This is a genomic window from Sphingomonas taxi (assembly GCF_000764535.1).
GTDB lineage: Bacteria > Pseudomonadota > Alphaproteobacteria > Sphingomonadales > Sphingomonadaceae > Sphingomonas > Sphingomonas taxi.
Genome location: NZ_CP009571.1, coordinates 624,802 through 650,294, shown reverse-complemented (window position 1 = coordinate 650,294; position 25,493 = coordinate 624,802). Strand labels below are relative to the sequence as shown.

Sequence of the window (25,493 nt, the reverse complement as noted above, 5' to 3'; positions counted from 1 at the left end):
CTATGTCGCGGGAGGCCCCTTCAACGCAAGCTTGTTACGCGTAATATCGGATGCGCGCGCGGCGCAGGATGCGGTCCTCCAGCGAAAAGTATAACGATATCATGCCGTTCTCGATGATCGTCGATGCAGCGAAGGCGATGTCGGTCTTGGCGCGATCCTCGGGCGGCGGCGGCAGGATGACGGGTTCGAGGCCGCGGCCGGTGACGTGCGCGAAGTCCGGCGAGAAACTGATCCAGCCGATCCGCCAGCGCGCGTCGAGCGTCGCGCCATTGTAAAACATCACCGGATCGGCGCCGGGCAATTGGCAGACCGGGCCGGTGGAGAGGTGCCAATTGTCCCAGGAATCAGCGCGGATCGGAAACGGATCGGCGAGCGACGTCCACGGATCGCCGAGCATTTCGGCCCGGGCGATGCCGACGCGCGACGCGCCGATGCCTCGGTCCTCCGCGGCGGCATATTCGTAGAACAGGCGCCAGTCGCCCGCCGGGGTCTGCGCGAAGGTCGCCTCCTTGATATTGCCTTCGCCTGCCGGTGCGGCGAGCGCGACGCGGCGTTTGACCAACGTATCGAGCGACGGGCCGCTGGCGGCGATCAGCACGCCCTGCGAGCGGGCGGCGTCGACGCCGGTGTAATAGACGACATAGCTGCCATCGTCGGCGATCAGCACGGTCGGGTCCTCGCAACCGCCTGCGTCGGCGTCCTGCGGATCGGTCCCCGGCGCAATGGCGAGTTGCGCGTCGAGCGTGAAATGGAGGCCGTCGTCGCTCCAGCCGCTGGCGATCAGCCCGGTCGGATCGTGCGGCCCGAGCGGATCGGGGACGCCGCGCACCAGCATGCGGTAGCGGCCGTGCTCCTGCCACACGAACGGGCTCATCAGGTCCATGCCGTCGATCGGCGAACCCGGGGCGATGGTGACGGTGTCGAGCGCTTCGACGGCGTAGGTGGGCATCGGGCGCTCCTTATGCGCCCTGCGCGACGACGAGCGACAAGGCGCCGTCGATCGTCACGGTGGTGCCGGTGATGTAATCGGCGGCGGGCGAGAGCAGGAAGGCGACGAGCGTCGCAACCTCGTCGGCGGTGCCGGCGCGGCCCCAGGGGATGTTCGCCTCCAGCTTCGCGCGATAGTCGCGATCCGCGACCGCATGCGCGTTCATCGGGGTCAGGATCATGCCGGGGGCGATGCCGTTGACCGCGATCCGCGACGGCGCCAGCTCGAGCGCCAGCGTCGCGGTGAGCTGGGCGAGGCCACCCTTGGCCGAATCGTAATCGGCGCCGCCAGGACGCGGCGCGCGCTCGTGAATCGAGGAGATGTTGACGATACGGCCGCCGGCCTTCGCGGCCTCGGCCGCGCGGACGAAGCGGCGACAGGTGAGGAACGGGCCGTAGAGGTCGGAGCGGATCACCCGATCGAACTGGTCGAGCGGCATGTCGACCAGCTTGGTGCCGGCCATGTTGAGCCCGGCGGAATTGACCAGCCAGGTCGCGGTGCCGAAGCGCGCCTCGGCCTCGGCGAAGAGGGTCTCGACCGCGGCTTCGCTGGAGACGTCGCATTGGACGGCATGCGCGAGGGCCTCGCCGCCGGCAGCCTGCACCACCGCCTGCGCGGCGGCGGCGTCGCGGAAATAGGTGAAGACGACGCGGGTGCCAGCCTTGGCGAGCGCCGCGACGCAGGCCGCGCCGATGCCGGATTCCCCGCCGGTCACGATCGCAATCGGTTCGCCTGCCACGCCTGTTCCCTCCTGAAAGCCTGGACCGTCAATGCGATCCGCAGGGCCTTCGTTCCGGTGACAAATGCGTCATGCGCGGGGGCGCACCTGTCGCTTCGCGCGATCGCCTGCCCGTGTTCCCGCGAACGCGGGAACACGGACCCAAACAGAGAAACGTTCGGTAGCGCACGCGACTCCTGGGCTCCCGCCTGCGCGGGAGCACTGGCAGGATTTGGCAGAGGCCCCGCTTTAGAGCGCTTCGAGGGCCTTCGCCACGCCGTCCATCGTGAACGGCTTCTGCAGCACCGGCCGGTCGCGGAACTGCGCGTCGACGCTGTCGTCGCTGCCGCCGGTGGCGAAGATGAAGGGGATGTCGCGCGCCGCCAACGCTTCGGCGATCGGCGTGCTCTTCTCGCCGCCGCGCAGGTTGACGTCGAGGATCGCGGCGTCGATGCCGCCGTCCTCGACCCGCGCCAGCGCACCGGCGACCGTGTCGACGGTGCCGGCGGACGTCTTGTCCAGGACCTCGAGGAAATCCTCGAGCATCATCGCAATGAGGGGTTCATCCTCGACGATGAGGATCTGCGTAGGAGAAGCCATCCCGCGCCCTTACCCGCGGTCATTGTGCAATGCCAACATATGATTTCGCGCGCGGTGTCCCGTTCCGGCGGCGAACCCGCGATCAGCGTCCAACCAGCACGTCCCTCGCCGCCTCGGCAAGCTGCTGCACGCTGAACGGTTTGGGCAGGAAGGCGACGTTGTCGAGGTCGATCGAGCGGCGCAATTGCTCCTCGGCATAGCCCGACATGAAGATGATCGGCAGATCGGGATAGCGGTCGCGGGCGTGGCGGACCATGGTCGGGCCGTCCATCGTCGGCATCACCACGTCGCTGATCAACAGGTCGGGGCGGCCGTTGCGGTCGAGCAGTTCGAGCGCCGCCTCGCCATTCTCCGCGGTCATCACGGTATAGCCCTGGCGGGTCAGCGCGCGTTCGGCGACGGCGCGGACCATGCCTTCGTCCTCGACGAGCAGGATCGTGCCGGTGCCCCACATCTCGACCGGCTTGGGGCTCGGCCGCGAGGCGGGGACGCGGCTGACGGTGCCGGCGGCATGGACCGGCAGGTACATGGTGAAGGTCGCGCCCTGGCCCGGTTTCGATTCGGCGAAGATCCAGCCGCCCGATTGCTTGACGATGCCGTAGACGGTCGACAGGCCGAGGCCGGTGCCCTTGCCGACCTCCTTGGTGGTGAAGAAGGGTTCGAAGATCTTGGGCAGGATCTCCGGGGGAATGCCGCCGCCCTCGTCGCTCACCACCAGCGCGGTATAATCGGCGACGGGCAGGATGTCGGACGCCATCGCACGCACCTCGGTGGCGGTGACCGACTTGGTCTGGATGGTCAGCGTGCCGCCGCCGCCCGGATTATGCGCGAGCATCGCGTCACGGGCGTTGACGGCGAGATTGACGACGACCTGTTCGAGCTGGCCCGGATCGGCGCGCACCGCCCCGAGGTTGCGCCCGTGGGTGACGTCGAGGCGGATCTGTTCGCCCATCAGCCGCTTGAGCAGGTTGGAAACCTCGGCGACGACGTCGGGCAGTTGCAGCGTCTGCGGCCGCAGCGTCTGCTGGCGACTGAACGCGAGCAACTGGCGGGTCAGGCTGGCGGCGCGGTTCGAATTGGTGCGGATCTGCTGGATATCGTCGTAATCGCTGTCGCCGGGCGAATGGCGCATCATCATCAGGTCGCAATGGCCGATGATCGCGGTCAGGATGTTGTTGAAGTCGTGCGCGACGCCACCGGCGAGCTGGCCGACCGCCTGCATCTTCGTCGCCTGCGCCACCTCGCGCTTGAGGCGGCTCTCCTCGCTATTGTCCTTGAGGCTGAGCAGCACCGCGGCATCGCCGAGCCCGCGCGCGCCGGCGATGGTGAGCGCGACGGGCTCGTCGGGATGGCTCTTGAGGCGGACCGCCATGTCGGAGGAATGCGTCGCGCCGCCGGCGAAGCGGCGGATCGCATCGGCGACCGCGGCCTTGTCCTCGCGCACGACGAGATCGCCCGGGTAGAGCGGCGGCGCCTTCGGCTCGACACCCGCGGCGCGGATGAAGGCGTCGTTCATCTGCAGGAACTTGCCCTCGCGGTCGACGAGCGCCATGCCGAACGGCATCAGGCTGACGAGGCTGCGCACATGCGCCGAGGCCGAGGCGCCGATCGCCGGCGCGCTGTCCTCGTCGTCGAGCAGCGCGACGAGCACCGGGGCGTCCTCCGAATCCATGAAGGGGATCTGGACGACGCGCAGCGGCGTGCCGTCGAGCCCCTCGCGTTCGAAGCGGACGAGGCCGCGGCTGTCGGTGATCAGCAATCGCGCAAAGTCGCGCCCCTCCAGCCGCTCGCCGCCGCCGAGCGCGCGCTGGGCCAGCACCCGGTTGGCGGCGCGGACGCGGCCATCGGGGCAGATCAGCGCCGCCATCACGCCGGCACCGCCGAGGCGATCGCCGGTCGCCCCCTCGATCAGCGCCTCGGTCGAGGCGGCGACGTCCTGCTCTTCGGTCACGCTGAAGCGCCAGACGAGCATGTCGCCTTCGTCGCCGGCGCGGGTGATGCGCGCGCAGACGCGGTGGACGCCGACCTGGAGATTGCGGACGACGCCATTGCCCTCGCGCCAGGCGATGCGGCCGGCATTGCCGAGCAGGGCGACGCCGTCATTGTCGAGCGGCAGGCCGGGCGGGGTCGGGAAGCCGGCGAACAGCGCCTCATAGGCGTCGTTGGCGCAGACCAGCCGACCGGCGCGGTCCGTGATCGCCACGGCGTCGCTGCTCGCCTGCGCGACGGCACGGGTGAACTCCCAGTCGACCGCGCGCGCCTCGCCGGCGTGTTGCGGGGTCAGCAGGCGCCAGGCGAAGACCATGCCGGCGGCAATGATCCCGACCGCGAAGAACCCCGCCGCGGCGACGAGGCTGCCGACGACGGCGAGGATCAGTGCCGCCGCGGCAAGCGTGATCACGCCGGCGATCAACGCGGCGGTGCGGGTGGGGTTATCGAGGATCGGGGACGAGGCCATCTCCGCGCCGTCATCGCGGGATCGGGCCGGTCAGGTCAAGCGATTGGTAGCAGTCCGGCGCAGGAGTAAGCCGTTGCGGCGTATTGGTTCCTGTTTGGCATTGGCCAAATGTCCCGGCCGGCGGGCCGCCCGCTCGTGGCGGCCCGCCGGCCCCCTGCCCTTACGACACCCCGCCATGCCGTCGTTGCGGCATGGCGGGGCAGGACGCAGCTACCAGATGCGCACGCGCTGTTCGGGCGGCAGGACGATCTTGCCGGTCGGTGCCGGCTTGTAGGCGGCATACCAGGGGTCGAGGTTGCGGACGACCCAGGTGCGCTGCTGCGACGGGCTGTGCGGATCGGTCATCAGCCGCTGCTTGAGATTGGCCTCGCGATAATTGCGGCGCCAGACCTGCGCCCAGCCAAGATAGAAACGCTGGTCGCCGGTCATGCCGTCGATCACCGGTGCCGCGCGGCCGCCCAGCGACGTCTTGTACGCGTCATAGGCGACCGACAGGCCGGCGAGATCGGCGGTGTTCTCGCCGAGCGTCAGCGCGCCCTTCACGTGCATGCCGGGCAGCGGTTCATAGGCGTCATATTGCGCGACGAGCTTGCCGGTGAGCGCCTTGAACCGCGCCACGTCCTGCGGCGTCCACCAGTCGGTGAGTTGGCCCTTGGCGTCGTATTTCGAGCCCTGATCGTCGAAATGGTGGCTCAGTTCGTGGCCGATCACCGCGCCGATGCCGCCGTAATTGACCGCCGGATCGGCGTTGGGGTCGAAGAACGGCGGTTGCAGGATCGCGGCGGGAAAGACGATCTCGACCATGCCGAAATTGGCATAAGCGTTGACCGTCATCGGCGTCATGCCCCATTCCCAGCGCTGCAACGGCTTGCCGAGATGGCCGATGTTATAGGCGTAGCGCCATTCCGCGCTGCGACGCTCGTTGCCGAAGGCGTCGCCGGCGACGATCTTCAGCGCCGAATAATCGCGCCAGCGATCGGGATAGCCGATCTTGGGGGTGAAGGCAGCGAGCTTGGCATGCGCCTTGACCTTGGTTTCGGGCGCCATCCAGTCAAGCTTGTCGATGCGCGTGCCCATCGCCGCCAACACGTTCTTGACGAGGCTGTCCGCCGCCGCCTTGGTCTCGGGCGGGAAATATTGCGCGACATAGACCTTGCTGACCTCGTCGGACAGCGCGCCACTGGTGAAGCCGACCGCGCGCTTCCAGCGCTCCTCCTGCTGCGGCGTGCCCGAGAGCAACGTGCCGTAGAAGGCGAATTGCTCCTGATCGAAGGCAGCAGGCAGCACGTCGGCATAATTGTCGAGGCTGCGGATCAGCAGTTGATCCTGCAACACCGCGACCGGAGCATCGGCGATCAGTCTGGCGATGCCGGCGATCGCCGACGGCTGGCTGACGTTGAGGCTGTCGACCGGCGTGCCGAGCGCCTTCAGGTAAGTGACGAAGTCGAAACCCGGCGCGCTGCGCGCCAGATCGGCGACATTGGTCTTGTTATAGGTCTTGTTGGCGTCGCGGCTGTCGATCCGCGTCCAGCTCACCTGCGCGATCTGCGTCTCGAAATCGACCAGCGCCTTCGCGCGCGCCGCCGCATCGCGCTCGCCGGCGAGGGTGAACATCTTCGCGATATGCGCCTCATAGCCCGCCTTCTCCTTGGCGTTCTTGGCGTCGAGGTAATAATCGCGATCGGGCAGGCCGAGGCCGGCCTGACGAACCCCGACGATATAGACTTCGGGGTTCTTGGCGTCCTGGCCGACGCCGGTGCCGAAGGGCGTGCCGACGCCCTGCCTCGCCGCCTTGGCGATCAGCGTCGGATAGTTCGCCTTGGTCACCGCCTTGATCTCGGCGAGCCACGGCTTGATCGGGGCAAGGCCCTTCTTTTCGATTCCCGCGGTGTCGAGATAGGTCGCATAAGCGGTGCCGATCTTCGACCCGCTGGTCTTGGCGGCGGCTTCGAGGATGCCGCGGGTACGGTCGCGCGAGCGGTCGGCGAGCACGTCGAACGCGCCGAAGCTCGACTTGTCGGCGGGGATCGCCGTGGTCTTCGCCCAGGTGCCGTTGGCATAATCGTAGAAATCGTCGCCCGGCGCGACCGCGGTGTTCATGCCGGCGGTGTCGAAGCCGTAGGTGCCGAGTTCGGGCTTGCCCGATGGTGCGGCGGGTGCGGGCGCGTTCTGCGCGTGGACGATGCCGGCGAGCGCCGAGGCGCCGAGCAGACCGGCGAGGAGGAAGGACTTCATGCAAGCTCCCGAAAACGAAACCGCCGCCCGCTCGACGGGGAGCGGGCGGCGGATAAAAACGTAATTACCAGATCTTGATGCGGTCGGCGGGGGCGAGATAATATTTCTGCCCCGGCTTCACGTCGAACGCCGGATACCAGGCGTCGAGGTTGCGGACCACATAGGCGCGCCACTGGCCCGGCGTATGCGGATCGGTGGTGAGCTGGTTCTTGATCGACGCCTCGCGCGCCTTGGTCTGCCAGACCTGGCCGAAGCCCATGAAGAAGCGCTGGTCGCCCGTGAACCCGTCGAGCACCGGCGGCTTCTTGCCCTTGAGAGACAGCTTGTAGGCGTCGTAGGCGACGTTGATGCCGGCGAGATCGGCCATGTTCTCGCCGAGCGTCAGCTTGCCGTTGACGTGGCTGCCCGGGATCGGTTCGTAGGCGCCATATTGCGCGACGACCTTGTCGGTCAGCGCGGTGAAGCGCTGGACGTCGGCGGGCGTCCACCAATCGGCGAAATTGCCCTTGGGGTCGAACTTACGGCCCTGATCGTCGAAGTGATGGCTCAGCTCGTGGCCGATCACCGCGCCGATCGCGCCATAGTTCACCGCCGGATCGGCATTGGGATCGAAGAACGGCGGCTGGAGGATCGCGGCCGGGAAGACGACCTCGTTCATCAGCGGGTTGGCGTAGGCGTTGACCGTCTGCGGCGTCATGAACCATTCGCTGCGGTCGACCGGCTTGCCGATCTTGTTGAGCTGGCGGTTGTATTCGAACTCGGCGACGCGGTCGGCATTGCCCAGCACGTCCCCCTTGACGACGCGCAGCGCGGTATAGTCGCGGAACTTGTCGGGATAGCCGATCTTGGGCGTGAAGGCGGCGAGCTTGGCGCGCGCCTTCACCTTCGTCTCGGGCGCCATCCATTCGAGCTTGGCGAGGCGCGCGTCCATCGCCGCGATCAGGTTGCGGACCAGTTCGTCGGCCTTGGCCTTCGCCTCGGGCGGGAAGTATTTCTGCACGTAGATCTGGCCGACCGCCTCGCCGAGGCTGCCGTTGACCAGATCGACGCCGCGCTTCCAGCGCTGCTTGAGCTCCGGCGTGCCGTTGATCGTCGTGCCGAACAGGGCGAATTGCGCGTTGACGAAGTTCGACGACAGCAGCGGCGCGGCGTTCGAGATGGTATGGAACGCCAGATATTCGCGCCACACCGGCAGCGGCGTCGCCGCGACGATCTTGGCGATGCCGGTCAGCGCCGAGGGTTGGCCGACAATCACGCGGGACTGCGCGCCAAGACCCTGGGCGGCGAGCATCGCCTTCCAGTCGAAGCCGGGCATACTGGTGGCGAGATCGGCGACCTGCGCGGGGTTATAGCCCTTCTCGACCTCGCGCAGCTCGGCACGCGCCCAATGGACCTGCGCGATCTGCTTCTCGAGATCATAGATGCGCTGCGCCGAGCCCTGCGGATCGGGCTGGCCGGCCATCCGCAGCATGTCGGCGATATAGGCGACGTATTTGGTCCGCGCCTCGGCGAACTTGGCGTCGTCCTTCAGATAGTAATCGCGGTCGGGCAGGCCGAGGCCGCCCTGGCCGAGATAGACGGCGTAGACAGTATTGTCCTTGAGGTCCTGTTCGATGCCGGCACCGACCGGCACGTCGATGCCGTGCATCGTCGCCTCGCCGAACGCCTTGGCGAGATCGCTTTGCGAGCGGATCGCCGCGATCTTGGCGAGATAGGGCTTCAGCGGGGTGGCGCCCGCCGCCTCGATCGCCGCGGCGTCCATGAAGGTCGCATAGGTATCGCCGATCTTGGCAGCGACGGGATCGCTGCCCGGATTGGCCGCCGCCCCCTCGATCACCGCACGGGTGCGGGTATCGGACAAATCGCGCAGGATGCCGAAGCCGCCCCAGCTCGCCTTGTCGGCGGGGATCTCAGTCCGCGCCATCCACGCGCCGTTGACGTAATTGTAGAAATCGTCGCCGGGCGCGATCTTGCGGTCCATCGCGGTCAGGTCGACGCCGAAGTCGCCGAGCTGCGGCTTGCCATTGGTGACGACGGGTGCCGTGGCGGAACGGGCGGCGGTCTGCGCATAGACCGCGCCGGATGCGGCCGAAGCGAGCAGAATGGCGCCAAGTACCTGTTTACGCATCAAAATCCCCCATAGTATCGAATGTTATCATGTCTGTTGTACCGGCTTGCCGCCGTCCGTCAAACCCGGTTTGCCGCATGACGATGACGCCATTTGCGGGCGATCCACAATCGCCAGCCGAATGCGCTGAGTGCATAGCCGAGGCCCGCGCAGACGCTGGTCAGGATGACGAGGCCAAGCGCGAACGCTGGCCCCTTGTCCCACAGCCAGCCGAGCGCGCCGGTGACGCGGTGGAGCCAGTCGGTCGCCTCCGCCACCGGCTGGACGATTGCCGGCGCATCGCTGTGCAGGATCCACGCGCCGATGCGATAGGCGACGAACCACAGGAAGGGCGTGGTGAGCGGATTAGTGATGAAGGTGGTGAGCGCCGCGACGGGCACGTTGGCGCGAAACGGCAGCGCGAACAGCGCGGCGATCGCGATCTGCGCGACCGGGAAGAGAAAGCCGGCGACCATGCCGAGCGCGACGCCACGCGGCACCGAGCGGCGGTTGAACCGCCACAGGCCCGGCTCCATCACGCGATGCGCGACCGGCCGCAGCAGCCGGTTCGATTCCATCGATTCGCGGGTCGGCATGTTGCGACGACACCAGGCGACGCTTTTCTGGAACATGCGGTGCGCGTTCGCTCCGGTCAGCCGCGGTCGCGCATGATGCGACCGGCTTCGCGCTTCCATTCGCGCTCCTTGATCGCCGCGCGCTTGTCGTGGTCCTTGCGGCCCTTGGCGAGCGCGAGTTCCACCTTCGCCCGGCCGCGGCCGTTGAAATAGACGCTGAGCGGGACGAGCGTCATCCCCTCGCGCGCGACGGCGCCGTGCAGCTTGTTGATCTCGCGTTCGTGGAGCAGCAATTTGCGCGGGCGCTTGGCCTCGTGGTTGAAGCGGTTGCCGTGGCTGAACTCGGGGACGTTGGCGTTGACCAGCCAGACCGAGCCGTCGCGCACCTCGGCATAGCTTTCCGCGATGCTGCCCTCGCCGAAGCGCAGCGACTTCACCTCGGTGCCGGTCAGCGCGATCCCCGCCTCGTAGACGGTATCGATGGTATATTCGAACCGGGCCTTGCGGTTCTCGGCGACGATCTTCTTCTTGTCGAAGGTGGCGGGTTTGGGACGCGACATGTGACCGGCGATGTAGGCGGTGTTGCGGGCAAGGGGAAGCGGGTCGCAGTTATAACATTCCGGCTTTCCCTTATCGTCACCCCGGCCTTGCGCCGGGGTCCCGCTGTTCATCCGTACGGCAGACCGCAAGAAGCGGGACCCCGGCGGAAGGCCGGGGTGACGGATGGGTGCGTGACGAAGCGGCTTAAACGAGTCCCGCGTGCGCCAGCGCAGCATCGACCGCGTTGCGCGACGCCTCCGACGGCCAGGTCATCGGCAGACGCAGGCCTTGCGGGAAGCCCGGCCGGACGCGGGTCATCGCGTATTTCACCGGCCCCGGCGACGCATCGGTGAACAAAGCGTCGTGGAGCGGATACAGCCGGTCCTGCAACGCCAGCGCGGCGGCATAATCGCTCGCCTGACACGCCGCCTGGAATTCGGCGCACAGTCGCGGCGCGACGTTGGCGGAGACCGAGATACACCCCCTGCCCCCCATCGCGTTGAATGCCAGCGCCATATCGTCGTTGCCGGAAAGCTGGACGAAGTCCGGCCCGCAGCCGGCACGATGCGCCGAGACGCGCGCGATCGCGCCGCTCGCATCCTTCACCGCGACGAAGATGTCGGGGAAGGTGGTGACGATCCGCACCAGCGTCGCCGGCTGGATGTCGGTCACCGTCCGACCCGGCACGTTGTAGAGGACGATCGGCAGGTCCGCCTGCTCGGCGAGCCGGGCGAAATGCTGGTAGATGCCCTCCTGGCTCGGCCGGTTGTAATAAGGCGGGACCATCAATGCCGCGTCGGCCCCCGCCTCCTTGGCGCGGCGGATGTTGGCGGCGGCGACCTGCGTGTCGTTCGAGCCGGCGCCGGCGATTACCGGCACGCGGCCCGCCGCCTGATCGACGCAGATGCGGACGATGCCGAAATGCTCGTCGGCGGTCAGCGTCGCCGCCTCGCCGGTCGTGCCGCAGGGGACCAGCGCCGACGATCCTTCGGTGATCTGCCAGTCTATAAGATCACGATAGACGGCTTCGTCGAAGGCCCCGTCGGCGGCGAAGGGCGTGACCAGAGCGGGGATGGAACCAGAGAACATGGGACTTTTCGGGCTCCTGCTGCGCCGGGTCGGGATTTTCGTTCAGGACAGATACGGGTCGAGACCGTATGATGTCCACATGCACCCGACCAGCCTGCCGATCTCGATCCTCATCGCCGCCTTCGCCGGAGTCACCGCGGCGCCCGTACAGCAGCAGATCCCGCCCGGCAATCAGGCGAGCAGCCCCGACGCGCTCGAACGCTATCGCACCCAGATGGCGAACATGTCGCCGCAGGCGCCGCAATCGCCCGCCGACGGCGCGATCGCGGCCGCGATCGCGCAATGGAAGACGATCCAGCAAACCGACGCGCTGCCCTTCGACAGCTATGCCGGCTTCCTGATGGCGCATCCCGGCTGGCCGAGCCAGACCGCCAACCGGCGCGCTGCCGAGCGGCAGGCGGTCAATGCCTCGCCGAGCAACGTGCTCGCCTTCTTCACCCGCTTCCCGCCGCAGTCGACCGCGGGTCTCGTCGCGCAGGCGCGCGCCTATCAGGCGGTCGGGCGTAGCGCCGAGGCCCAGGCCGCCGCGCGTGCGGCGTGGCGCAAGGGCGGACTGTCGGCAAACGACGAGGCGACGATCCTGACGAGCTTTGCCAGCGCGCTGACGCCCGACGATCACGATGCGCGCATGGATGCCTTGCTGTGGCAGAATGCGACCGGCGTCGCCGGCCGGCAGATCGCCTATACCAGCCCGGCACGGCGGCCCGTGTTCGAGGCGCGGCTCGCGTTCCGCACCAATGCCGCCACCGCCGCCGATCTCGCGATGCGCACGCAGGACCAGTTCGCCAGCGACCCCGGCTATGTCGCGGATCGCGCGGTGTGGCTGCGCAATTCGGGCGCGTCGCCGACCGCGCGCAACTGGCTGGCGCGGCCGCGCAGCCTCGCCTCGCGGCCGGGCGCGGTCGAGGCGTGGTACGAAGTGCTGCTGACCAACGCGCGCGGCGCCGCGGCGGACGGGCAATATCAGCTCGCCTATGACATCGCGCGGCAGGTCGACGACGCCTATCCGGCCGGCACCGACGTCTCGACCAAGCCCTATGGCGAGCGCGACGATTATACGAGCCTCGTCTGGCTCGCCGGGCAGACCGCGATGAAGCAGCTCGGCCGGCCCGCCGATGCGATGGTGATGTTCGACCGCTACGGCCGCGGCAGCCAGGCGCCGCAGACGCGCGCCAAGGGCTTCTACTGGGCCGGCCGCGCCGCCGAGGCGGCGGGCAAACCGGCGGAAGCGGCCGGCTATTACGCGCAGGCGGCGGGCTATCGCGATCAATTCTACGGCCAGCTCGCGCTCGAGCGGACTGGGCGGCCGCTGGTGGCGCCGCCCGCGATCGGCACGCCGGCGATCGCGCCCGAGGTGCGGCAGGCCTTCGCCAGCCGCGAGACCGTGCGCGCGGCGCGCTTCCTCGGCCAGATCGGCCAGTGGCAGGACCAGACCGCGTTCATCCGCCAGATCGCGGTAGACGCCACCACGCCGAACGATCATCTGCTCGCCGCCGAGCTGTCGTCGCAGATCGGCCGGCCCGATCTCGGCGTGCTGGTCGGGCGCAGCGCGATGCAGAACGGGCTCAGCGATTATTCGGCGACCGGCTTCCCGACGGTGGCGGTGCCGGTCGGTTACGAGGACAATTGGACGCTGATCCACGCGATCGCACGGCAGGAGAGCCAGTTCGACAAGACCGCGGTCAGCCATGCCGGCGCGCGCGGGCTGATGCAGCTGATGCCCGCCACCGCGCGCGAGCAATCGGGCAAGATCGGCATCGCCTACGACCCCGGCGCGCTGACCACCGATCCGAAGCTGTCGATCATGCTGGGATCGAGCTATTTCCAGCGCATCTTCAACATCTACGGCAGCTATCCGCTCGCCATCGCCGCCTATAACGCGGGCGGCGGCAACGTGAACAAATGGCTGCGCGCCAATGGCGATCCGCGCACTGGAGCGGTCGACATGGTCGACTGGATCGAGGCGATCCCCTATCAGGAAACGCGCAACTACGTGCAGCGCGTGATCGAGAATGCGGTCGTCTACGACCTCATCAATCCGGCGCGTGCGAAGAGCCGCGGGCCGGCGAACACGAGCTGGTATCTCGGCAAGGGCCGTCCGGGCTGAGCCATGGCGATGGAGCAACGGCCGAATTACATCACGCCCGCGGGCTATGCGGTGCTGCGCGCGGAATATGACCGATTGTTCGGCACCGAGCGGCCGGCGCTGGTCGAGACGATCGCCTGGGCGGCGGGCAACGGCGACCGGTCGGAGAACGGCGACTATATCTACGGCCGTAAGCGGCTGCGCGAGATCGACCGCCGGCTCGGCTGGCTGTCGAAGCGGATGAAGGCGGCCAAGGTCGTCGATCCGGCGCGCGCCGAGGACCGGACGCGCGTCTGGTTCGGCGCGACGGTGACGATCGCCGACGAGGACGACAACGAACGCGTGTTGACCCTGGTCGGCGACGACGAGGCGGAGGCGGGTGCCGGCCGCATCGGCTGGAACGCGCCGATCGCGCGCGCGCTGCGGGGCGCGACGGTGGGTGATCTGCGCCGCGTGCTGCTGCCCGCGGGCGAAAAGGAATATGAGGTGATCGCGATCGCCTATCCCGCGGCATAAGCGGCAACGGACCGTTTCGGCCCTTCGTATTGCGCCGTTTGCCGGCCGGCGCGATGTTTCGGGACGACAACGAAAGGTCTCCCGTCATGCCGATCCCCGACCGCTGGTCCCCCTATCTCCTCAGCGTCTTCCGTTTCGTGCTTGGCCTGCTGTTCCTCGGCCATGGCGTATCGAAATTTTTCGGCCTGCCGCCTTTTCCGATGCCGCTCAATCCGCTGCTCACCGTCGCCGGGGTGCTCGAACTCGTCGGCGGCGCGCTGATCGCGGTCGGGCTGCTGACCCGGCCGGTCGCCTTCCTCCTGTCGGGGCAGATGGCGGTGGCCTATTTCCTCGCGCATGCGCCGCAGGGCTGGCTGCCGCTCGCCAATGGCGGCGAGGCGGCGATCCTCTATTGCTTCGGCTTTCTGTACCTTGCCGCCGCCGGTGGCGGGCGGTGGAGCGTCGACGCGCTGCGCTGGCGGGGCTGAGCCGGCTCTGATAGGCCGGGCGGATGCCCGACGACAACAATCGCAACATCGCCCTGCTGATCGATGCCGACAATGCCTCCTGGCATGCGATCGACCCCGTACTGACCGTGCTCGCCGAGCTGGGTACGGTCAACATCCGCCGCGTCTACGGCAATTGGTCGAAGCCCGCGCTCAAGGGCTGGCGCGACATGACGCTCAAGCACGGCATCGAGCCGCAGCAGCAGTTCGACCTGACCAAAGGCAAGAACGCCACCGACATGAAGATGACGATCGACGCGATGGACCTGCTGTTCCGCGGGCGGATCGGTGGCTTCGGCATCATGTCGTCGGACAGCGACTTCATGCCGCTGGCGATGCGCATCCGCCAGGACGGCATCCCCGTCTACGGCTTCGGCAATCTCAAGACGCCCGAGGCGTTCAAACAGGCGTGCACGCGCTTCATCGACGTCGGCGCGCTGGTCAGCGAGGCGAAGGCGGAGGCGACCGCCCCGGCGGCTGCGGCGGCGAAACCGGCGAACGTCGACGTCCCGATCGGCGATGCGCTGCCCCCCTCGATCGCCGCACCCAAGGCGAAGAAGCCGATCGATCCCGAACTGATCGCGCTGCTGATCGACGCCTATCAGTCGGTGAAGCGCGACGAAAAGGGCTATGTCAGCCTGTCGGCGATGGGCCAGCTCGCCGGCAACCGTTCGAGCTTCGACGCGCGTAACTACGGCTATCAGCGCCTGTCAGACCTGATCCAGGCGGTGCCGAACTTCCAGAGCGAGCGGCGCGAGGATGGGCGGGTGTTCGTCAAGCGGGTGCGGTAGCGTCGCGTTCGGCTTGGTGATAAAAGGCCGCCATGGCTGGACTGGTGCCGCGCATCACCACCCCACGGCGGGTCAAGCTGCGGGTCGAGGACTATCTGGCGCTCGACGCGGCGGGGGCGTTCGATGCCTATGGCAAGACCGAGTTGCTCGATGGCGAAATCGTTCACGTGAACGCGCAGCATCGTCCGCATGCCCGGATAAAGTCGCGCCTGTTCCGACTGCTGGCGGACGCACTTGACCGGATCGACTCTGGATTGGAGGCGCTGGTCGAAGGATCGATCGCGATGCCGCCGCATAATGTGCCGGAGCCAGACATCGCGCTCACGACCGAACCGGAGGGCGATGGCCTAATTCCGCTCGCCTCGCTCGCACTCGTGATCGAGGTTGCCGATACGTCGCTCCGCAACGACCTCGGACGCAAGCGCAAGGTCTATGCGCAGGAGGGCGTGCCGGAATATTGGGTGATCGACGTGAGGGGTCGTGTCATCCATCAGATGGCCGATCCCAAGGGGACGGGCTTTGCGACGCAGCGACGCGTTCCGTTGGGCGAGGTGATCACTGCCCTGACGATTCCCGAGTTGACCATCTCCACCATCGACATCTGAACGCGATGCCCGAAAGGGGCAGCTCCGTCCCCGGAGCTGCCCCTTCGTTCAGCGCGTGAGCTTCTTATACGCCAGCCGCGTCGGACGATCGGCCGCGTCGCCGAGGCGACGGCGCTTGTCTTCCTCGTAGCTCTCGTAATTGCCCTCGAACCATTCGACGTGGCTGTCGCCCTCGAAGGCGAGGATGTGCGTGCAGAGGCGATCGAGGAAGAAGCGATCGTGGCTGATGACCACCGCGCAGCCCGCGAACGTCTCCAGCGCCTCCTCGAGCGCGCGCAGCGTCTCGACGTCGAGGTCGTTGGTCGGTTCGTCGAGGAGCAGGACGTTGCCGCCCTCCTTGAGCATCTTGGCCATATGGACGCGGTTGCGCTCGCCGCCCGAGAGCTGGCCGACCTTCTTCTGCTGGTCGGGGCCGCGGAAGTTGAACGCGCCGACATAGGCGCGCGTGCCGAGTTCCTGCTTGCCGAAGCGGAAGACCTCGAGCTCGTCGGAAATCTCCTGCCAGACGTTCTTGTTGGGATCGAGATCGTCGCGGCTCTGGTCGACATAGCCGAGCTTCACCGTCGAGCCGACCTCGATCGTGCCGCTGTCGGGCGTTTCCTGGCCGGTGATCAGCTTGAACAGCGTCGATTTGCCCGCGCCGTTCGGCCCGATCACGCCGACGATGCCGCCCGGCGGCAGCGTGAAGTCCAAACCATCGAACAGCAATTTGTCGCCATAGGCCTTGGTCAGGCCCTTGGCCTCGATCACCTTGCCGCCGAGCCGTTCGGGCAGCTGGATGAGGATCTGCGCCTTGCCGGCGACGCGATTCTCCTGCTTCGCCATCAGCTCGTCGAATGCGCGGATACGCGCCTTGGACTTGGTCTGGCGCGCCTTGGGAGTCTGGCGCATCCAGGCGAGCTCGTCGGCGATCGCCTTCTGCTTGCCGGCCTCCTCGCGCTCTTCCTGCTCGAGGCGCTTCGCCTTCTTCTCAAGATAGCCCGAATAGTTGCTCTCATAGGTGTAATAACGCCCGCGATCGAGCTCGAGCACCCAGTTGACGACATTGTCGAGGAAGTAACGGTCGTGCGTTACGAGGATGACGTTGCCGGTATATTCCTTGAGATAATTCTCCAGCCACGACACGCTTTCGGCGTCGAGGTGGTTGGTCGGTTCGTCGAGCAGCAGGATGTCGGGCTTTTCGAGCAGCAGCTTGCACAAGGCGACGCGGCGCTTCTCGCCGCCCGACAGGCGGGTGACCTCGGCGTCGCCCGGCGGGCAGCGCAAGGCCTCCATCGCCTGTTCGAGCTGGCTGTCGAGCGTCCAGCCGTCGACCGCATCGATCTTGGCCTGAAGCTCGCCCATTTCCTCCATCAGCGCGTCGAAGTCGGTGTCGTCCTTGGGATCGCCCATCTCCGCCGAAATGGCGTTGAAGCGATCGACGAGGTCGGCGACCGGGCGGACGCCGTCTTTGACGTTGCCCATCACATCCTTGGTCGGATCGAGCTGCGGCTCCTGCGCGAGATAGCCGACGCGCACGCCTTCGGCGGCCCATGCCTCGCCGGTGAAATCGGCGTCCATGCCCGCCATGATCTTCATCAGCGTCGACTTGCCGGCGCCGTTGGGGCCGATGATCGCGATCTTCGCCGACGGAATGAACTGCAGATGGATATTGTTGAGGACGGGCTTGTTCGCGCCGGGGAAGGTCTTGGTCAGACCCTTCATGACGTAGGTATACTGGACGGCCATGTGCCGACGGCTCCTGATCGATAAGGACGGGAAATCTTGGAGCGGCATGTAGCGATCCGATGCCCCCCGTGCAAATGCCGCCGCCGCGGCCCGCCCCGGCTTGTGCTTGACGCGGCCATCGCTCACACCTGGCGATACGATCGAACAGGGAAACGACCGAATGACGCGCATCGCACTGACCTTGCTGGCCCTCGCTTCTTCCACCGCGCTGGCGGCGCAGCGCACCGCGCCGCCGCTGCCCGCCCCGGTCGATGCCAAGGTCGCGGCGCTGCGCGACGCGGCGCTGAAGGACGACGTCGCCTATGACATCGTCGAGGGGCTTACCACCGAGGTTGGCCAGCGGCTCGCGGCGACCGAGGCGGAGGCGCGGGCCCGTACCTGGGGCGTCGCCAAGCTCAAGGCGCTCGGCTTCAAGAACGTCCATGTTGAGACCTATCAGATGCCGGTCTGGCTGCGCGGCGAGGAGCGCGCCGAGGTGCTCGCCCCCTTCCCGCAGACGCTCAAGCTGGTCGCGCTCGGCAATTCGGGCGCGACGCCCGCGGCGGGCCTGACCGCGCCGGTGGTGGTGTTCCGCACCTATGGCGATCTCGCCAACGCCCCCGCCGAGGCGGTGCGCGGCAAGATCGTCTATGTCGGCAATGCGATGGTGCCGACGCAGGACGGATCGAGCTACGGCGCCTACGGCCCTGCCCGCTTCGTCGGCCCGGCGCTGGCGGCGCGGCTCGGCGCGGCGGCGATCGTCATCAAGTCGATCGGCACCGATCATCACCGCAACCCGCATACCGGCGTCACCGACTTCCCCGCCGGTGTCGTCCCGATCCCGTCGGCGGCCTTGTCGGTCAGCGACGCCGAACTGCTCGAACGGATCGCCGACCGCGGCAAGCCGATCACGCTGAAGCTGGTGCTCACCCCGCGCTTCGCCGGCACCGGCACCTCCGGCAACGTCATCGCCGAAGTGCCGGGCAGCGATCCCAAGGCCGGGATCGTGCTGATCGGCGGCCATCTCGACAGCTGGGATCTCGGCACCGGCGCGATCGACGATGCCTCGGGCGTCGCGATCACCACCGCCGCCGCCAAGCGGCTGCTCGACGGCCCGCGGCCGAAGCGGACGATCCGCGTCGTCTGGTTCGGCGCGGAGGAGCCGGGCGGCTATGGCGGCAAGGACTATGCGCGGGTGCATGGCGGCGAGCGGCATGCGACCGCGGGCGAGAGCGATTTCGGCGCGGACCGCATCTGGCGCTACGAGGTCAACCTTCCCGACAGCGCCAAGCCGATCGCCGACCGGCTGCAGACCGCGCTGGCGCCGCTCGGCATCGGGCGCGGCGCGGGCGTGGGTGGCGACGGTACCGACGTCGGCCCGACGCTGGCGCTCGGCGTCGCCGCGATCGACCTCAACCAGGACGGCACCCGCTATTTCGATACCCACCATACGCCCGACGACACGCTCGACCGGATCGACCCCGAACAGCTGCGCCAGAACGTCGCGGCGTGGACGACGATGCTCGCGATCGTGGCCAATGCGCCGGAGGAGATCGGATCGGTCACGCCGCGGCGATAACGGCCAAAGAATGTCGGAACCTTTCGCCCCGGTGAATTTCGTGATTGACCGGGGGGAGTCGTGCGGTATTTGAGCTGTCTCGCGACGGCGATCGGGCCGGCCGCGATTTTGCTTTGCTTTGCTTGGGAGCAACCGAATGAAGAAGATCGCTTTCGTTCTCGCTGCCGCCGGCCTGATGTCCGTCGCTGCCTGCCACAAGTCGCCTGAAGCTGCTGCCGTTGAGAACAACGGTGACATGCTGGCCGACAACATGGAAGCGCAGGCCGACAACATCGACGCGCTGGCCGACAACACCTCGAACGCATCGGCTGCTGCCGCGCTCGAGAACGTTGCCGACAACACGAACGCCGCAGCGGACAACGTCCGTGACGCAGCCGAGGCCAAGGCCGACAACCTCTAATCGCGCGGCGTCGGGTTCGCCCGACGCGCCGATCGGGCTGTCGCACGATCTCGAAGGGCGCTTCCCATGCGGGAGGCGCCCTTTTTCGTGGCCCGCGCTCCCACGCACCGGCTTTTTCTTTGCCGCCGGTTGCGCTAGCGAACGCCGAGGTGGGGCCTGTAGCTCAATGGTTAGAGCTGGCCGCTCATAACGGCTAGGTTGCGGGTTCGAGTCCTGCCGGGCCCACCATCCTTCGCCAAATGCCCGAGAAAATCTTACGCTTTCCGGCAGGTTGGGCACGAACGGATTGAGGCGGTCAGGCAACCCACCGACACTGGGCGAAAGCGTTGATCATCGCGGCGCTGGCCATGTGGCCTTGCATCCTCCGATGCAGAGAGTGCCGCCCGAATCGCCGCGCCAGCGGGCGACACCCTTGATCTTCCCTGAGTCGCACCGCTCTGAGCGATTGCTTTCCGAAGGCCGTGCGAGGCGCATTGGAACCGCGTCATCAGATCAGCGCCGCTTCCGGGAACGGTGCGGCGGCAAGTCGACCTCGCGAGATGCTCGTTTGGCATCAGCAACGCGGCACGTCCTCACCAAGGGCGCCGGGGATCGATATCAAACGCTCAACCAGTCGGCCGTGATCTCCCCTCGGTGCCCCTCCGGGGCAAGCATCGCGCGCAACGCTTCCAGCAGAGACGGCAGCGCCTGCATGAAGGCATAGGGCGGATTGACGATGAAAAGGCCCGCCCCATTGTAGATGTCGGGCTGATCGCCATCGTACAACCAATGCTCCACCTCCAGCATTTTCGGAATGCGGAGCTTTTTCAGCTGTTCCTTCCATCGCCCGTGCGCGGCGCGGTCCTTGAGCGGATACCAGACCACCGTCACGCCGTGCGCCCATTTGCGGTAAGCGGCGGCGAGGGTCGCGGTGATACGGGCGCGTTCATCGAGCTGTTCGTACGGCGGGTCGACCACCACGACGCCGCGTGCGGTTCGGGTCGGCAGCATCGCCAGCCAAAGCTCGTAGGCGTCGCGTTCGTGCACGGCAGCGGAAGTATCGCGCATCACCTTGCGCAGGGTATGAGCCTCCTCGGGATGCTTTTCGTTCAGGATAAGGAGGTCTTGCGGACGAAGAAGCTGCGCGAGGACCCGCGGCGAACCAGGATAGAAATGCGGCTCGGGTCCGATATTCACCGCCTGTACCGCCGCGCGATAGTCGTCCAGCAAGGGGTTCGGGTCGGCAAAAGCTCGAAGAACGCCTTCGGTGGATTCGCCCGTGCGTTGGGCTTCCGCGCCGTCGAGGTCGTACAGCCCGCGGCCGGCATGCGTGTCGATCAAGGTCAACGCGCCCGGTTTTTGTTGCAAGGCCTTTATGAGAGCTATCAACAGGCTGTGCTTGACGACATCGGCACTATTGCCTGCGTGGAAGGAATGGCGATAATTCATCGTGAACTCGGATCCTGCCGATCTACCTTATACGTGTATGCATGCTGCTGAGCGCCAGATGAGCGCGAAGCAATTGAACAACCGATCCACGTTGAGCCCGCGCCAGCAATCGACGCGAAGGCGCATGGGAATGTCCGATGATCGAGGCTTCGGTCGCGGCCGCTTCAATTGCCTTGGGCATCGACCTCGAACACGACCGGCTTGCCCCGCGACATCGGCTCCCAGCCCGCCGACATCGCGGCGCGCACGCATCGCGAAATCGTGGCGTCGTCCAGTTGCAGACGGCCGCGCGGCAAGCCCTTCAAAAGCCGCTTCGGCGGCGGGAATTGCACCCATGCTTCGCGTTTTGCATCGCGCTGGAGAAGGGCGATGATCATCCCCTTCCACCCTTCATCATCCGACTGATGCGGTTCACGCTGGAGGTGCCAATCATACGTGGCGCCATCGATTTCGACGGCGCCGCCGTTGCTCTGGGATTTCGACATGGCGGCGGCCCTAACATGCTATGCCGCCCAAAGCACGGGTCCGGGGGCGTATCGGATCATGGCTTGGCAGACGGACGTGCAAAACGCAGTGCGGCTGCAACGACCCAAAGCCGGTCACTCGCAGGCAAGTTTCGCGCACCCGACTTCCACCATTCGTTCAGTTTCCGCATGGAAGGCCTGTGGCCCGCGTCGATCATGTCCGACGTTGCGCGGGGCAGCCCCGCCCCGTAAGCTCACCGCAGGGGGAGAGACTATGCGATCGACGTTGGTTTTGCTGGCGGTTGTGCCTGCCGGGGCATGGGCTCAGGCTGTGCCGCCTTCGGTTGCCGGCCGCAGCGCGCAAGGCGACGTGGCGGTCACGATCTATGCCAACGACACCGCGCTGATCCAGGACACGCGGCAGATGACCCTGCCGGCCGGCATCTCCCGGCAGGAATTCCCCGACGTGTCGAGCGAGATCCGCCCCGCCACCGTCCGCCTGTCGGCCGAGGGCACGACGATCGTCGAACAGAATTACGACTATGACTTGTTATCGCCGCGCGCGCTGATGGAAAAGGCGGTGGGACAGACCATCACCCTCGTCCGCACCAACCCGGCAACCGGCGCGGAGACGCGCGAACAGGCCCGGGTGCTCGCCTCCAACGACGGCGTCATCCTGCAGATCGGCAGCCGGATCGAGGTGCTGCGCGACGATGGCCTGCCCGTGCGGGTCGTCTTCGATTCGTTGCCGCCCAACCTGCGCGCGCGACCGACGCTGTCGATCACTTTGGATGCGAAGAACGCCGGGCGGCGGCCGGTGACGATCAGTTATCTGACCGGCGGCCTGTCGTGGTCGGCCGACTATGTGGCGCTGTTCGACGAGGGCAAATCGACCGTCGACGTGCAGGGCTGGATCACGCTCGGCAATAGCGGCGGCACCACCTATGTCGATGCCGACGCGCTGCTGGTCGCGGGCGGTCCCGGTGGCAACAGCAGCCGCAGCCTGGGGCTGGCGCCGGGCACCCGGCCGGGGACGCAGAGCGCCGGCCGTGCGCGGCTGGGCGATTTCTACCTCTACCCACTCGGCCACCGCACCACCATCGCCGCCAACCAGCAGAAGCAGGTGAGCTTCCTGTCGGTCGGCGGTGTCGCCGCGCGCAAGCTGTACGCGTTCCGCAACGGCTGGATGGGCAGCGATCAGGAGCCGCGCTCGGCCGACACGGTGATCGGCTTCTCCACCGCGCGCGAGGGCGGGCTCGGCGACGCGCTGCCGGCGGGAACGGTGCGCGTCTATATGCGCGACGCCACGGGGCAGCCGCAGTTCGTCGGCGAGAACGGCATCGGCCACACGCCGATGGGCAGCCAGCTCGCAATCAAGACGGGCGAGGCGTTCGACGTGAAGGTTCAACCCGCGGTCGACAAGCGCGAGAAGATCCTGGCCGACGAGTGGGAACGCACCGCCCGCTACCGGATCAAGGTTCAAGGCGCGCCGACCCGCACGGTCGAGGAATCGCGCAGCGTCACCTACTGGCGCACCGCGATGCGCTACGTCCTGACCAACGCCCGGCCCGAGCCGGTGACGGTCGACGTCAGCCAGACGGGCCTTGGCGACAGGTGGGAAGACACGCGCGTAACGGCGGAGAGCCAGCCGGGCGAGCAGCGCTCGCTCGACGAGCGGATATGGCATGTGCGGGTGCCCGCGAACGGCACCGCGACGCTGACCGCGACCTTCGACACGCGGTACTGACGATCGTGCGCCTCGCCTGGCTCGCCCTGCTGCTGGCAGTGGCTGCGCCGACGGTGCTCGACGCGCAGGTGGTGGTCACCTCGACCAAGCCCGACGACGTCAGCGTCACCGTCTATGGCGCGCCGGATCGCCGGGGTCGCGAGATCGACCGCAACCACCCCGCCGGTGTCGCGCTCATCACCGAACGGCGGACGATCACCCTGCCGGCGGGCACGGCGGTGATCCGGTTCGAGGGCGTTGCGGGCAACATTCTGCCCGAGTCCGCCGTCGTCGCCGACCTGCCGAGCGGGGTCATCGAGAAGAATCTTGACGCCGACCTGCTCTCGCCGCGCTCGCTCTACGACCGGGCGCTCGGTCGGCGGGTCATCATCCGTCGGACCGACCGCGCGACCGGCAAGGTGGTCGAGCAGCCTGCGACGATCCGCTCCGCCGCCCGCGGCGCCGCGCTGGTCACTTTGGCTGCCGGCACCGAGGCGCTGCGATGCACCGGCCTTGCGGAGGCGATCGTCTATCCAGAGGTGCCAGCCGGCCTGTCCGACAAGCCGACGCTGTCGATCCGAACCACCAGCGCGCACGCGGCCACCGCCACGCTGACCCTGTCCTACCTCGCCACCGGGTTCGACTGGCAAGCGGACTATGTCGTGACGATGCAGCCCGATGGTCGCTCCGCTGATCTGTTCGCGTGGGTGACCGTAGCATCGAACGACGTCACCAGCTTCCCCAACGCGCGGGGGGCGGCCGTGGCCGGCAAAGTCAATCGGGTGGAGTCAGACCGGCTACCGATAGTCGGCATCGACCGTAATCGCGCGCTGACGCTGCGATGCTTCCCGACCGGCGCCGACTATTCCTCGCCATTGCCGCCTCCCCCGCCACCGCCACCGCCGCCACCGCCGCCCCCGCCAGCGCCGATGGCTCAGGAAATCGTCGTCACTGCCGCCAGAATCGCGAAGCAGGAGGAACTCGGCGACCTCAAGCTATACCGCTTCCCCGACCGGGTCACCGTCGCGGCGAAAGCGCAGAAGCAGGTGGCATTCCTCGCCCGGCAAGGCGTGGCGATGCGCCTCGTGTATGTCAGCGACGTCTTCGACGACGACGCGAGCGCCCCCCGCCTGATCCTGCGCGCGCGCAACACCACCACCGGTGGCCTCGGAGCGCCATTGCCGGCGGGGCAAGTCGAAGTGTTTCAGGAGATGGGCGGTCGGCGGTTGTTGATCGGCTCCACGAGGACCGACGACAAAGCGGTGGGCGAGGACGTCGAGTATCGGCTCGATGCCGGCCCCGGCGTGTCGGTGGAGATCGCCGATCGGCCGGCGCGCCGTCACGCGGACGGTCATCTGCTGACGGTCACCAACGCCAACCCATGGCCGATCGAGTTCGAGGCCAGGCTCGGGACCAGCGGTGACGACCAGCATCTGCGATTCCGGCAGCCCCTCCGTCGGCGCAACGGCCGCTACGTCTGGGCGACGACGGTGCCGGCGAACGGGCTGGCGACGTTCGATTACGAGATGCTCGGTTCTCGTTAGATTGTCGGACGTGCTGACCCAGAAACCGAGCTGATCGCGGTGTCCCCATTACTCGCCCCAACCGCGAACGTCGCGACCTCCAAATACCATGCGCCGAATGGCGAGCGACGCCAGCCCGGCGCTGAAGCCGGGCGGAGGAGCGCTTACCTCATCCAATCGTGCCATCTGTTCGTGGTCGAGCGTCAGCGGGGCAGCGGCCAAGTTGCCGGTCAGCTGCTCGACGGTCCGCGCACCGATCAGTGGCGAGGTGACGCCCGGCTTCGCCATCGCCCAGGCGAGCGCCACCTGCGCGACGACGCCAGCCACGGCCCCGGCTATCGAATGCGGGGACGACGGACGGCGTCGGGAAGAGCATAGTTTGCGAACGAGCCGAGTCGACGGCAGTCGTTGCGATGGAGAGGACCTCAACCATGCCCAAGATGATCTTCGTCAACCTGCCGGTCGCCGATGTCGCGGCATCGACCGCTTTCTACGAGGCGATCGGCTTCGCGAAGAACGCGCGGTTCAGCAATGCGCAGTCGTCGTCGATGGTGTGGTCGGACGCGATCTACGTCATGCTTCTCGCCAAGCCCTTCTTCGCGACATTCACGGAGAAGACGATCGTGGATGCGGCGACGCACTCCACCGGCCATTACGCGCTGTCGTTCGACAGTCGCGAAGACGTCGACGCGATCACGCGCGCGGCGGTCGAGGCGGGTGGACGCGAACTGCACGAACCACAAGACATGGGTTTCATGTACAGCCGCGCGTTCGAGGACCTCGATGGCCACGGGTTCGGGCCGTTCTGGATGGATTCCGCCGCCATCGAAGCGGGGCCGCCGGATCAGGCTTAGGCATCAGCTCCCGGCTGGC

23 protein-coding genes and 1 tRNA gene are annotated in these 25,493 nt (G+C 67.3%); 11 read left to right on the top strand and 13 right to left on the bottom strand.

Features of this window, described 5'->3' with window-relative positions; genetic code table 11:
* Nucleotides 1-34: 34 nt before the first annotated feature.
* From MC45_RS02810 to dapA, 9 genes are all read right to left on the bottom strand, one after another.
* A complete protein-coding gene (locus tag MC45_RS02810) occupies nucleotides 35-949 on the bottom strand; it encodes a glycoside hydrolase family protein (protein WP_038659239.1) in 915 nt (304 codons plus the stop codon).
* Nucleotides 950-959: 10 nt separating this feature from the next.
* The gene (locus MC45_RS02805; RefSeq protein ID WP_038659236.1) at nucleotides 960-1,727 is read right to left on the bottom strand and encodes an SDR family oxidoreductase; all 768 of its coding nucleotides are present in this window, start codon (nucleotides 1,725-1,727) and stop codon (nucleotides 960-962) included.
* A gap of 228 nt (nucleotides 1,728-1,955) precedes the next feature.
* Nucleotides 1,956-2,306, bottom strand: a complete 351-nt coding sequence (locus tag MC45_RS02800) for a response regulator (RefSeq protein WP_038659233.1) — start codon at nucleotides 2,304-2,306, stop codon at nucleotides 1,956-1,958.
* Nucleotides 2,307-2,388: 82 nt separating this feature from the next.
* On the bottom strand, nucleotides 2,389-4,764 hold the full coding sequence (locus MC45_RS02795; RefSeq protein WP_038659230.1) for a hybrid sensor histidine kinase/response regulator: 2,376 nt from the start codon (nucleotides 4,762-4,764) through the stop codon (nucleotides 2,389-2,391).
* Between the two features lie 210 nt (nucleotides 4,765-4,974).
* Complete coding sequence (locus tag MC45_RS02790) at nucleotides 4,975-6,999, bottom strand: M13 family metallopeptidase (protein ID WP_038659227.1); 2,025 nt, start codon at nucleotides 6,997-6,999, stop codon at nucleotides 4,975-4,977.
* Between the two features lie 64 nt (nucleotides 7,000-7,063).
* Nucleotides 7,064-9,127 carry a M13 family metallopeptidase gene (locus tag MC45_RS02785; RefSeq protein ID WP_038659225.1) on the bottom strand — a complete coding sequence of 688 codons (2,064 nt, stop codon included), beginning with the start codon at nucleotides 9,125-9,127 and terminating at the stop codon, nucleotides 7,064-7,066.
* Nucleotides 9,128-9,186: 59 nt separating this feature from the next.
* Nucleotides 9,187-9,738, bottom strand: coding sequence for a DUF2062 domain-containing protein (locus tag MC45_RS02780; protein WP_038659222.1), 552 nt, complete (start codon nucleotides 9,736-9,738; stop codon nucleotides 9,187-9,189).
* Between the two features lie 20 nt (nucleotides 9,739-9,758).
* Entirely contained in the window at nucleotides 9,759-10,241 is a 483-nt protein-coding gene (smpB, locus tag MC45_RS02775) for an SsrA-binding protein SmpB (protein WP_038659218.1), read from the bottom strand.
* A 184-nt stretch (nucleotides 10,242-10,425) separates the two neighbouring features.
* Nucleotides 10,426-11,310, bottom strand: coding sequence for a 4-hydroxy-tetrahydrodipicolinate synthase (gene dapA, locus MC45_RS02770; protein WP_038659215.1), 885 nt, complete (start codon nucleotides 11,308-11,310; stop codon nucleotides 10,426-10,428).
* 79 nt (nucleotides 11,311-11,389) lie between these two features.
* On the opposite strand from dapA, the gene MC45_RS02765 reads away from it, so the two are divergent.
* The 5 genes from MC45_RS02765 to MC45_RS02745 all read left to right on the top strand — a co-directional run bounded on the left by MC45_RS02765 (nucleotide 11,390) and on the right by MC45_RS02745 (nucleotide 15,793).
* Nucleotides 11,390-13,417, top strand: coding sequence for a lytic transglycosylase domain-containing protein (locus MC45_RS02765; RefSeq protein WP_038659212.1), 2,028 nt, complete (start codon nucleotides 11,390-11,392; stop codon nucleotides 13,415-13,417).
* Nucleotides 13,418-13,426: 9 nt separating this feature from the next.
* A complete protein-coding gene (gene greB, locus MC45_RS02760) occupies nucleotides 13,427-13,912 on the top strand; it encodes a transcription elongation factor GreB (RefSeq protein WP_038666307.1) in 486 nt (161 codons plus the stop codon).
* 86 nt (nucleotides 13,913-13,998) lie between these two features.
* Nucleotides 13,999-14,379 carry a DoxX family protein gene (locus MC45_RS02755; RefSeq protein WP_038659204.1) on the top strand — a complete coding sequence of 127 codons (381 nt, stop codon included), beginning with the start codon at nucleotides 13,999-14,001 and terminating at the stop codon, nucleotides 14,377-14,379.
* Between the two features lie 23 nt (nucleotides 14,380-14,402).
* A complete protein-coding gene (locus MC45_RS02750) occupies nucleotides 14,403-15,188 on the top strand; it encodes an NYN domain-containing protein (protein ID WP_038659202.1) in 786 nt (261 codons plus the stop codon).
* Nucleotides 15,189-15,220: 32 nt separating this feature from the next.
* Complete coding sequence (locus MC45_RS02745; RefSeq protein ID WP_038659199.1) at nucleotides 15,221-15,793, top strand: Uma2 family endonuclease; 573 nt, start codon at nucleotides 15,221-15,223, stop codon at nucleotides 15,791-15,793.
* 48 nt (nucleotides 15,794-15,841) lie between these two features.
* On the opposite strand, the gene ettA is transcribed toward MC45_RS02745, so the two are convergent.
* Complete coding sequence (gene ettA / locus MC45_RS02740; RefSeq protein WP_038659196.1) at nucleotides 15,842-17,521, bottom strand: energy-dependent translational throttle protein EttA; 1,680 nt, start codon at nucleotides 17,519-17,521, stop codon at nucleotides 15,842-15,844.
* Between the two features lie 160 nt (nucleotides 17,522-17,681).
* Here ettA and MC45_RS02735 point away from each other — a divergent pair, with 160 nt between their 5' ends.
* The 3 genes from MC45_RS02735 to MC45_RS02725 all read left to right on the top strand — a co-directional run bounded on the left by MC45_RS02735 (nucleotide 17,682) and on the right by MC45_RS02725 (nucleotide 19,707).
* A complete protein-coding gene (locus tag MC45_RS02735; protein ID WP_038659193.1) occupies nucleotides 17,682-19,079 on the top strand; it encodes a M20/M25/M40 family metallo-hydrolase in 1,398 nt (465 codons plus the stop codon).
* 136 nt (nucleotides 19,080-19,215) lie between these two features.
* Nucleotides 19,216-19,479, top strand: coding sequence for a hypothetical protein (locus MC45_RS02730; protein WP_038659191.1), 264 nt, complete (start codon nucleotides 19,216-19,218; stop codon nucleotides 19,477-19,479).
* A gap of 152 nt (nucleotides 19,480-19,631) precedes the next feature.
* Nucleotides 19,632-19,707: transfer RNA gene (locus tag MC45_RS02725), tRNA-Ile, on the top strand.
* 369 nt (nucleotides 19,708-20,076) lie between these two features.
* On the opposite strand, the gene MC45_RS02720 is transcribed toward MC45_RS02725, so the two are convergent.
* Both MC45_RS02720 and MC45_RS02715 read right to left on the bottom strand, forming a co-directional pair.
* Nucleotides 20,077-20,907, bottom strand: coding sequence for a 23S rRNA (adenine(2030)-N(6))-methyltransferase RlmJ (locus tag MC45_RS02720; protein ID WP_038659189.1), 831 nt, complete (start codon nucleotides 20,905-20,907; stop codon nucleotides 20,077-20,079).
* Between the two features lie 164 nt (nucleotides 20,908-21,071).
* Nucleotides 21,072-21,392, bottom strand: coding sequence for a hypothetical protein (locus tag MC45_RS02715; protein WP_038659187.1), 321 nt, complete (start codon nucleotides 21,390-21,392; stop codon nucleotides 21,072-21,074).
* Nucleotides 21,393-21,645: 253 nt separating this feature from the next.
* On the opposite strand from MC45_RS02715, the gene MC45_RS02710 reads away from it, so the two are divergent.
* A complete protein-coding gene (locus MC45_RS02710) occupies nucleotides 21,646-23,118 on the top strand; it encodes a DUF4139 domain-containing protein (protein ID WP_038659184.1) in 1,473 nt (490 codons plus the stop codon).
* A gap of 5 nt (nucleotides 23,119-23,123) precedes the next feature.
* On the top strand, nucleotides 23,124-24,641 hold the full coding sequence (locus MC45_RS02705; RefSeq protein ID WP_052075493.1) for a DUF4139 domain-containing protein: 1,518 nt from the start codon (nucleotides 23,124-23,126) through the stop codon (nucleotides 24,639-24,641).
* A 48-nt stretch (nucleotides 24,642-24,689) separates the two neighbouring features.
* Here MC45_RS02705 and MC45_RS02700 read toward each other — a convergent pair whose 3' ends face one another.
* A complete protein-coding gene (locus MC45_RS02700; protein ID WP_038659181.1) occupies nucleotides 24,690-24,947 on the bottom strand; it encodes an aldo/keto reductase in 258 nt (85 codons plus the stop codon).
* A gap of 104 nt (nucleotides 24,948-25,051) precedes the next feature.
* On the opposite strand from MC45_RS02700, the gene MC45_RS02695 reads away from it, so the two are divergent.
* Entirely contained in the window at nucleotides 25,052-25,474 is a 423-nt protein-coding gene (locus MC45_RS02695) for a VOC family protein (protein WP_038659178.1), read from the top strand.
* Nucleotides 25,475-25,493 lie beyond the last annotated feature (19 nt).

What these genes read in the sequence shown, in the direction of transcription:
- MC45_RS02810 (WP_038659239.1), bottom strand. Translation starts at nt 949, where the DNA reads ATGCCCACCTACGCCGTCGAAGCGCTCGACACCGTCACCATCGCCCCG.
- MC45_RS02800 (WP_038659233.1), bottom strand. Translation starts at nt 2,306, where the DNA reads ATGGCTTCTCCTACGCAGATCCTCATCGTCGAGGATGAACCCCTCATT.
- MC45_RS02795 (WP_038659230.1), bottom strand. Translation starts at nt 4,764, where the DNA reads ATGGCCTCGTCCCCGATCCTCGATAACCCCACCCGCACCGCCGCGTTG.
- MC45_RS02790 (WP_038659227.1), bottom strand. Translation starts at nt 6,999, where the DNA reads ATGAAGTCCTTCCTCCTCGCCGGTCTGCTCGGCGCCTCGGCGCTCGCC.
- MC45_RS02785 (WP_038659225.1), bottom strand. Translation starts at nt 9,127, where the DNA reads ATGCGTAAACAGGTACTTGGCGCCATTCTGCTCGCTTCGGCCGCATCC.
- MC45_RS02780 (WP_038659222.1), bottom strand. Translation starts at nt 9,738, where the DNA reads ATGTTCCAGAAAAGCGTCGCCTGGTGTCGTCGCAACATGCCGACCCGC.
- smpB (WP_038659218.1), bottom strand. Translation starts at nt 10,241, where the DNA reads ATGTCGCGTCCCAAACCCGCCACCTTCGACAAGAAGAAGATCGTCGCC.
- dapA (WP_038659215.1), bottom strand. Translation starts at nt 11,310, where the DNA reads ATGTTCTCTGGTTCCATCCCCGCTCTGGTCACGCCCTTCGCCGCCGAC.
- MC45_RS02765 (WP_038659212.1), top strand. Translation starts at nt 11,390, where the DNA reads ATGCACCCGACCAGCCTGCCGATCTCGATCCTCATCGCCGCCTTCGCC.
- greB (WP_038666307.1), top strand. Translation starts at nt 13,427, where the DNA reads ATGGAGCAACGGCCGAATTACATCACGCCCGCGGGCTATGCGGTGCTG.
- MC45_RS02755 (WP_038659204.1), top strand. Translation starts at nt 13,999, where the DNA reads ATGCCGATCCCCGACCGCTGGTCCCCCTATCTCCTCAGCGTCTTCCGT.
- MC45_RS02750 (WP_038659202.1), top strand. Translation starts at nt 14,403, where the DNA reads ATGCCCGACGACAACAATCGCAACATCGCCCTGCTGATCGATGCCGAC.
- MC45_RS02745 (WP_038659199.1), top strand. Translation starts at nt 15,221, where the DNA reads ATGGCTGGACTGGTGCCGCGCATCACCACCCCACGGCGGGTCAAGCTG.
- ettA (WP_038659196.1), bottom strand. Translation starts at nt 17,521, where the DNA reads ATGGCCGTCCAGTATACCTACGTCATGAAGGGTCTGACCAAGACCTTC.
- MC45_RS02735 (WP_038659193.1), top strand. Translation starts at nt 17,682, where the DNA reads ATGACGCGCATCGCACTGACCTTGCTGGCCCTCGCTTCTTCCACCGCG.
- MC45_RS02730 (WP_038659191.1), top strand. Translation starts at nt 19,216, where the DNA reads ATGAAGAAGATCGCTTTCGTTCTCGCTGCCGCCGGCCTGATGTCCGTC.
- MC45_RS02720 (WP_038659189.1), bottom strand. Translation starts at nt 20,907, where the DNA reads ATGAATTATCGCCATTCCTTCCACGCAGGCAATAGTGCCGATGTCGTC.
- MC45_RS02715 (WP_038659187.1), bottom strand. Translation starts at nt 21,392, where the DNA reads ATGTCGAAATCCCAGAGCAACGGCGGCGCCGTCGAAATCGATGGCGCC.
- MC45_RS02710 (WP_038659184.1), top strand. Translation starts at nt 21,646, where the DNA reads ATGCGATCGACGTTGGTTTTGCTGGCGGTTGTGCCTGCCGGGGCATGG.
- MC45_RS02695 (WP_038659178.1), top strand. Translation starts at nt 25,052, where the DNA reads ATGCCCAAGATGATCTTCGTCAACCTGCCGGTCGCCGATGTCGCGGCA.